Here is a 7,703-nt window from a genome sequence, read left to right as displayed (position 1 = left end):
CTGATTAACTCAGCCCTGCTGGGTCATTTTGTATGGCTTAGTCTAAACTCCAGTTTGAAGTCTGCCAGCATAGTTGCACAGTGAGCTAAAAGTTCTTTTTCGCCAACTTCTGCTTTCAGAACCACAGCCGCGTGGATATCTTCTCCTAAAGATTTGTGGGGAACGGCAAAGGCTAAGGCTTCGGCGACGGCAGGATGGCGCAGCAAGACATCATCTACTTCTAAAGGAGAAATTTTTTCCCCACCCCGGTTAATCAATTCTTTAATCCGTCCAGTCAAGCGGAGGTAGCCCTCTGCATCCACTGCACCCCGATCCCCTGTGCGGAACCAACCGTTCACAAAAGCAGTAGCGTTAGCTTCTGGATTGTTTTCGTAGCCATCTATAACGTTGGGTGCTTTTACCACCACCTCGCCCAAGCTTCCCTGAGATAATAGGTTGCCTTCAGAGTCCATAATGCCCACTTCCACACCGAAGCCATAACCTACAGTACCTGGTTTCCTGACTTTTGGCGGTAGGGGATTGGTAGTCATTAAGTGAGATGCTTCAGTCATGCTGTAAGATTCCACCACAGGAGCATTCAGAGTTGCCTCTAGCTGTTCAATGATAATCGGCGGCAAAGAAGCGCTACTAGAGCGAATAAAACGAAAGCGGTTTGCTTTGACAATTTCTGGGTTGCGGCTAGCGCGCGCCAAAATTGTCTGGTGCATGGTTGGCGCTGCGGAGTACCAAGTAGGTTTGTAGGTATCTACCAATTTCCAAAACTCCAAGGCATTAAAACCATTGGGACAAACTAATGTACCACCCGAAGCCAGAGTTGCCAGCAAACAGCCCACCAATCCGTGAACATGGAACAAGGGCATTAGGCAAAGTGTAGTATCAGCTGCTGTGAGTGAGTAAGCATTAATCAGGTTGCCAGCTGAAGCGATTAAGTTGCGATGACGAATCGGCACACGCTTGGGACGACTGGTAGTGCCGCTAGTGTGGAGAATCATCGCTATATCATCAGCGTTGGGGGCTTTGGATTTCGCGGATTCTGCTGGTTCTGAGCCTTTTTTGACTAATTCAAAGCTTAATGTACCATCAGTATTTACCTTGGCATTAATCACCATCATGTCGGGTGTGACACTAGCAATAGCTGCTTCTGGTTCCTCAGACAACGTAATCACTGCCTTTGCTTGGGTATCTTGATAGTAAAAGGCAAATTCTTCTTGTTTGTATTTGGGATTTAAGGGCGCAGCAGTGCCACATAACGCAGCAGCCAAAAAGGTAATCGCCATTGGTGAACCGTTAGTCATGGCAATGGCAATGCGTTCTCCCCGTTTCAATCCAAAGCTGTTGAGTTGAGATACCAGTCCAATAACATTCTCCCGTAATTGCTTATAAGTTAGCGATCGCCCCTCAGACGTAACTAGGGCTGGATGATTGTCTTCTCCTACTAAAAGCTCAAATAAATTCATTAGTTTTTCTGATCTGTAAATACATGATTTAGCTTAAACAAAAAATTGTTACTTAGCTTTGAGTTATGAGAGAGTGCTAGAATGGTGTTATTAACAACAATATTTTCAACATCCTCATAATAATTCCCATGACAAAATTTTGTTATGGAGATCATCCTGTAAAATCATAAAAGTGTACATTGAATAAATTTGTGGATCTGCGCTCAAGCAGATGGAGTTATTAGCATTAATTCTCAAAATGCTCTTGGAGTAGTTCCTTGGATATAAACTAGAATAAATTCGTTCAATAGTTTATATAAATCCCCGTGTACTCAATTTACAAAAAATATTAATAGTAATTATGAGTCCGATAAAAATTACTATGTTGGGCGAAAGCTTAGAGCGCCAAGGCGGAATAGTTTCTGTGGAGAAGCTCATTCTTGAAGAAACTAACTCTGATATTCAAATTGAACACATTACGACTTTACCAAATGGTTCTACTTTCCATAAAGTGTTAGTGTTTTTGCAGGCAATAGGTAAGTTATTTTGGAACTTATTAAACCAAAAAACTGACCTAATTCACATCCATGTTTCAGATAGAGGTAGTGCTTTTCGTCATTCAATTACTACTCTTATTGGTTGGCTATTAAAAAAACCAGTAATTATTCATACTCATAGTGCTGATTTTCATTTGTTTTACTCTAAACTACCTCAATTGCTTAAGCAGTGGCTAAGTTGGTCGTTTTGTAAATGTACCCGTTTCATTGTTTTATCAGATAGCTGGAAAAATTTTTACATTGAGAATCTTGGTTTGAAGTCAGAGCAAGTTATTGTTCTCCCTAACCCAGTAAAAATTCCTGCACAAATTCCACAGCGAATAGATTCCAAACAGATATTTTTCTTATTTTTAGGGCGCATTGGTGAGCGCAAAGGTACTTTTGATTTAATTAAAGCATTTGCTGCTATGCCTGTTGCTCAACAAAGCCAAGCCAAGTTAGTTATAGCGGGGGATGGAGATGTAGAAAAAGCTCGTAGTTTGATCCCAACTCTAAATCTTATTGACTACATCACTATTCTTGATTGGGTAGATAAAGAAAAACGTGACGATCTTTTAGCTAAAGCTGATGTCTTTGTGTTACCTTCCTACAACGAAGGTCTGCCTATGGCACTATTAGAAGCTATGAGTTGGGGTTTGGCAGTTATTACTACCGGAGTGGGAGGAATACCCGAAATAGTTACTCAAAACCAGAATGGTTTATTAGTTAATCCGGGGAATATTCAACAATTGTCAGAGGCAATGCAATCCTTAATTGCAGACGAAAATCTGAGGATATCTTTGGGAAATAACGCACGAGCCAGAGTTAAACACTTGGATATAAATAATTATTTTACATCTTTAACATGCATTTATACAGCAGTTATCAATTGAGAACCATCTTGAAATAGGTTTAAGTGACTTACACTATGTATTAAATACCAAACTTCAAAACGACGTAATGAATTCTGTATAAGGATAATAGACGTTGAAAAGGTATGGATTTAATATTAGTAAAAATCAAGGGAGCGATAAAGGTCTTATTCTTTTGTTGTTCGGATTCTTCTAAACTTGGTATACTGACTAATAAATGAGGGAGGTGCAGAAATGAAAACTTTTCCTGAAGTTAAATTGTTTGATACAAGATTCCATAAAGTTAAAGTACAAGAATTAGTTGATTATTTAATAGAAGCAGCAAAAAGCCAAAAAAAGACAGTTGTAGGACATGTGAATATCAGAGCAATGAATTTTGCTTATGAAAAGTCTTGGTATCGAGATTTTTTGAATAAGGCTGATTTAGTATTTTGTGACGGATTTGGTGTAATGGTAGGAGCTAGATTCAACGGTTATTCAATGCAATCTGCACATCGAATGACAGCACCAGATTACATAGAAGATTTAGCATTAAAGTGCGCTCGAGAAAACCTTTCTTTATTTTTGTTAGCTGGAAAACCTGGCGTAGTGGATAAGGCAATTACTAAGTTAGGATCAATTGCGCCTAATTTACGCGTACATGGACATCATGGATATTTTGATAAATCAGGAAAAGAGAATGATTTTGTAATAGAAAAAATTAATAAATTCCAACCAGATATTTTATATATTGGTTTTGGTATGCCATTACAAGAACGCTGGATTTTAGATAACTTCAATAAAATTGAAACTACTGTATTTTTACCTTTGGGTGCTTGTCTAGATTTTTATACTGACTCTATATATCGCGGGCCGCGTTGGCTGACTGATAATGGTCTGGAGTGGTTAACACGCTTAGTTACTGAACCTACTCGTCTAGCAGACCGTTATCTTGTAGGCATTCCATTATTTTTTTATCGTGTAGTTAAACAGCGAATCACTCAAGGAATGATAACAAATCGCTAAATAAATTTTTTCTAAATTTCGCATTTGTTATGACCATGACTGGTGAAAAGTGGCCAATTGTTTCCCCTACCTCTGCGGCCAGGACTAGAATTAGAATTGACGTGATATTCTCCTAGTAGCCAAAGTGCCAGACTCTCTGCCATTAAGCGATCGCTATCTTGCCTTAATCGATGAAATTGTCGAAACCACCCTCAAGGGCAAAATTAGCTCTGTAGAACAGGTATATCAAATGCTGCTTAAAGGGATTACTTCCGGTACAGGGGAAGTCTTTGAGTTAGCTTTGAGCGATCGCCTGAATTCTCTCCAAACCCAAGTAGATAGCGAAAAAGACGAACTCAAGAAAGCCAAGGCGACTCGCAGTTTGAGAGCCATTAAGACGATTCAAAGTCAATGGCAACGTTGGCAAGAGCAAAACAAAGCCACAGAAGCGATTGCCTTTGCCGCTACAGAAATCACCACAGCCCCTGCTGCCGAGCGCCTGTCGGCATTTATCCGGGTTACTGACCCGAATCAGAAGTATCCGCTAAATTTACAACAGTTACAGCAGTTGTCAAAGGCATTGCAGCAATTTGCTCAGGCAGATGCTGATTTACAACAATTTTCCGAAGGGATTACCCGTGGTTTAGCTTCTTGGCAGCGATTGCAAGACAACTTGCTCAGTTGGATGTACGAGCAAAAAGAATCTCTGGGGTTTGGCGGTGTACCGGGAGAACGCGGCCCTTGGGCAAGTTGGGCGAAACAACTCAATAGTGAGTTACCCAAAACACTACTTCGCACCTTGGCTAGGGAAGAATCCGCAATTGAGTTTGCCGAGCAACAGCGTGGTATCGCTCTTAGAGATTGGGTGGAAATGGCATTAATTTTACAGTTCTTGCAACGGGGATTAATTAACTGGTTTGACCAACAAGCTTACGATGTGAAAGCGGGGCCAAAGTTGTCCATTTCCACTTTTTTGACCTTTGCAGTGATTTGGAGTCAGTTAGCAAGTGGTTTTAGGAGCATTGGCACAATATACAGCGATGCCTGTTCTCAAATCATGCTCCAGATTTTACGAACCTTTGCCCAGCGTCCGTATTTTCCCTTTTACGGCGGGATTTTTGCCTCTTTTACTGGCACTTATTTACGAGATGCCCTAGATTATCTAGATGAACCACTGCGAAGAGGCGAAGGAACCCAAGAAAAGGCGCGAATTTTGACACTTTTAGGTTATTCTCAGCGTGCTTTGGGACAATACCAGCGCTCAATTGATTTTCATCAGCAGGCGCTAGAGATAGCCAGGAATGCAGGCGATCGCACCTGTGAAATTGCCAATCTCAATCACCTCAGCCGCACCTACGTACAACAACAAAATTATGCTGAGGCAATTAACTATAGTCAACGAGCATTAATACTGAGTCGGCAAGCAGGCGATCGCACAGGAGAAGCAAATGCGCTAGTAAATTTAGGTTACAGCGAAGTTATGCAAGCTCAGGAATTAGAAAACCTGGAACCCGAAACCTATGAAGCCGCAATTAACTATTTGGAACAAGGTTTAAAATTATCAGAAAAATTAGGCGACCTTCAAAGTAAAGCCTTATGTGTCAGCAGCTTAGGAATTGCCTATCTAGTAATTGGAGAACACCAAACGGCAATTAAATATCTGGAAGATGGTTTTAAAACAGCACAAGTTTCCGGTGATTTGTATCTCCAAGGGCGGAATCTAGCTTATTTAGCAGAAGCTTATTATCATCTGCAAAATTCCGAAAAAACTGTTTACACAGGCTGCTTGGGAATGTATCTTTTAGAGCAAATAGCTTCTAATGAGTGGCGTCAAGCAGCAGGGTTACTGACAATTTTACAAGGGCAAATCGGGGCAGAAGCTTTCCAAAAGTTCTTACAGCAACATCGCCCGAAAATTATTGCGGTTATTGGTGTGGATGGGTACGATCACATTCCGCAATTGTTAGAAGAATATAAGGGAGATATGTGAGAAGGCAGAAGGCAGAAGACAGGAGGCAGAAGGTAAAACCCTATACAAAAAATATATTTTCTTCGTCCTGCTTCTTGTCCTCTGGCTTTCTCTGGTAAAAACGGTGCGATCGCTCCATAGCTTAACAAATCGCAACAGTCTCTATACAACTAAAGAAATAACACTCTCTTCAAGTATATTTTGTAGCAAAACTCCATATTGAACTTGCTTATTTAAATCAGCTGTGGTAATTTCATTGTAGTTTAAACAGCTAAAGCTTGATTGACTTACCGTAGTTTATTTGATACTATCACTACTCTAGTTAGAAATTTGTTGTCACTAGGTGTTTAAAAGCTGATATCAGGTAATTAGTAACGTATTTACGGTTATTAGCCTTCAGCGTCTCTCTGCGGCCGATTCTTGGTGCTACAGAACAAGAGGCTTGGGAGAAAGCACATAGGATTTTAGCGCGAATTCAAGAGTTGCGAGGAGGTGCAAAATTAGCTGCCCCAGCTAGACCCCAGGCGGTAGGATCGCAACGTCTGCTGGATTTTGCCGCCAAAAATGAGATTTACGACAAGCGTTTATGGACACCGATCGCCGCAGCTACTGGTGCGGCAGGTAACACTACTGCTCTAGTGGGTACACCAGAACAAGTAGCAGAGGCTTTGGTTGATTATTACGATGCAGGTGTGACTACCTTATTGATCCGGGGCTTTGATCCTTTAGAGGATGCGATCGCTTATGGGCGTGATGTCATTCCTTTAGTACGTGCGGAAGTCGCGCGACGAGAACGGCAAACAGTTGGAGTCGGGGTTTAGCGATCGATCCAGCGGCTCACTGCTGGCAGTTATGTAGAGAACCATAGCGTACCTAAGACACTCAGACTGCCACAGACAATCAAGGCATTGAGTTTGTCTGGAAATAAATAAATTTTTATTCTTTCTATTTTTACCTTGCTAACTAATGATTTAGCTTGACTTATTACCCCAAAGCCTTATTGTTACGTCCATTAAGTGCTTACGATCGCAATCTGTTAGAATCGCTAAAATCATTGTATAGTAAGCCTTTCATATTTACGGATAAGTCTAATGATTCATGATTGCTATGAGTAGAACAAGAGCGTCATTATCAATTACGAATTTTTTTGAATAACCCTTACCATTGAGGATTTTCCATAATTAATGCCTCTGCTGCCGAGCTATTTAACGGAACTGAGAAAAAATGTCCCTGGGCATATTGACAGTTTAATTTTCTTAGAAGTAATAGTTGCTCTTTTGTCTCTACTCCTTCGGCAAGCACATCCACACCTAGCTTGTGTGCCAAAGCGACAATTATCTCAATAATTTCTAAATTCTTACTATTAATGGCCATTAAGCTGATGAAAGAACGGTCAATTTTCAACACACTAATCGGAAAGTTATAAAGACCACCTAATGAGGAATAGCCCGTACCAAAGTCATCAATTGATAACTCAATGCCCATTTCTCGAAGTTGCAAGATTGCGGCAGTTACCTTATTGCCATTTTCCACAATTGCGTTTTCAGTAATCTCTAGCATTAAAGTGCCAGCATCAAGGCCAGTTGAGTGCAAAATTTGCCCAATCTGCTCTATCAAATCCGGCTGAGAAAATTGCTTGACGGAGAGATTAACACTAATTTTCTCTAGTAATTTAGAACAATGGCATACTCGCCAAACTTGCATCTGGCGGCAAGCTTCATGCAATGCCCATTTGCCAATGGAGAAAATTAGTCCAGTTTCCTCTGCGAGGGGAATAAAATCTGCTGGATTAAGCAGACCACGCTCTGGATGCTGCCAGCGCAATAAAGCCTCAAAACCTATAATAGAGCCACTAGTACACCACGGCGGAAATAAACCAAGCATTATTGTGAGAAACTAAGAAAGT

The 7,703-nt window shown here is 40.8% G+C and carries 5 protein-coding genes and 1 pseudogene; 4 read left to right on the top strand and 2 right to left on the bottom strand.

Annotation, left to right across the window (positions count from 1 at the left end):
* Positions 1-23: 23 nt before the first annotated feature.
* Positions 24-1,457, bottom strand: coding sequence for an acyl--CoA ligase (locus tag ACM0OX_RS34510; protein WP_414519573.1), 1,434 nt, complete (start codon positions 1,455-1,457; stop codon positions 24-26).
* Between the two features lie 340 nt (positions 1,458-1,797).
* On the opposite strand from ACM0OX_RS34510, the gene ACM0OX_RS34505 reads away from it, so the two are divergent.
* From ACM0OX_RS34505 to ACM0OX_RS34490, 4 genes and pseudogenes are all read left to right on the top strand, one after another.
* A complete protein-coding gene (locus tag ACM0OX_RS34505) occupies positions 1,798-2,865 on the top strand; it encodes a glycosyltransferase family 4 protein (RefSeq protein WP_414519571.1) in 1,068 nt (355 codons plus the stop codon).
* A 213-nt stretch (positions 2,866-3,078) separates the two neighbouring features.
* On the top strand, positions 3,079-3,849 hold the full coding sequence (locus ACM0OX_RS34500) for a WecB/TagA/CpsF family glycosyltransferase (RefSeq protein WP_414519569.1): 771 nt from the start codon (positions 3,079-3,081) through the stop codon (positions 3,847-3,849).
* Positions 3,850-3,973: 124 nt separating this feature from the next.
* Positions 3,974-5,818, top strand: coding sequence for a tetratricopeptide repeat protein (locus ACM0OX_RS34495; protein WP_414519568.1), 1,845 nt, complete (start codon positions 3,974-3,976; stop codon positions 5,816-5,818).
* Positions 5,819-6,201: 383 nt separating this feature from the next.
* Positions 6,202-6,618: pseudogene (locus ACM0OX_RS34490) on the top strand (LLM class flavin-dependent oxidoreductase); the annotation flags it as partial.
* A 337-nt stretch (positions 6,619-6,955) separates the two neighbouring features.
* On the opposite strand, the gene ACM0OX_RS34485 reads toward ACM0OX_RS34490, so the two are convergent.
* The gene (locus ACM0OX_RS34485) at positions 6,956-7,681 is read right to left on the bottom strand and encodes a putative bifunctional diguanylate cyclase/phosphodiesterase (protein WP_414519566.1); all 726 of its coding nucleotides are present in this window, start codon (positions 7,679-7,681) and stop codon (positions 6,956-6,958) included.
* Between the last annotated feature and the right edge of the window lie 22 nt (positions 7,682-7,703).

Origin of the sequence: Nostoc sp. PCC 9305, assembly GCF_963920915.1 — a bacterium.
Lineage (GTDB): Bacteria > Cyanobacteriota > Cyanobacteriia > Cyanobacteriales > Nostocaceae > Nostoc.
The sequence above is the reverse complement of the archived record's forward strand: the minus strand, read 5'-3'. Positions and strand labels throughout refer to the sequence as shown.

What these genes read in the sequence shown, in the direction of transcription:
- ACM0OX_RS34510 (WP_414519573.1), bottom strand. Translation starts at nt 1,457, where the DNA reads ATGAATTTATTTGAGCTTTTAGTAGGAGAAGACAATCATCCAGCCCTA.
- ACM0OX_RS34505 (WP_414519571.1), top strand. Translation starts at nt 1,798, where the DNA reads ATGAGTCCGATAAAAATTACTATGTTGGGCGAAAGCTTAGAGCGCCAA.
- ACM0OX_RS34500 (WP_414519569.1), top strand. Translation starts at nt 3,079, where the DNA reads ATGAAAACTTTTCCTGAAGTTAAATTGTTTGATACAAGATTCCATAAA.
- ACM0OX_RS34485 (WP_414519566.1), bottom strand. Translation starts at nt 7,681, where the DNA reads ATGCTTGGTTTATTTCCGCCGTGGTGTACTAGTGGCTCTATTATAGGT.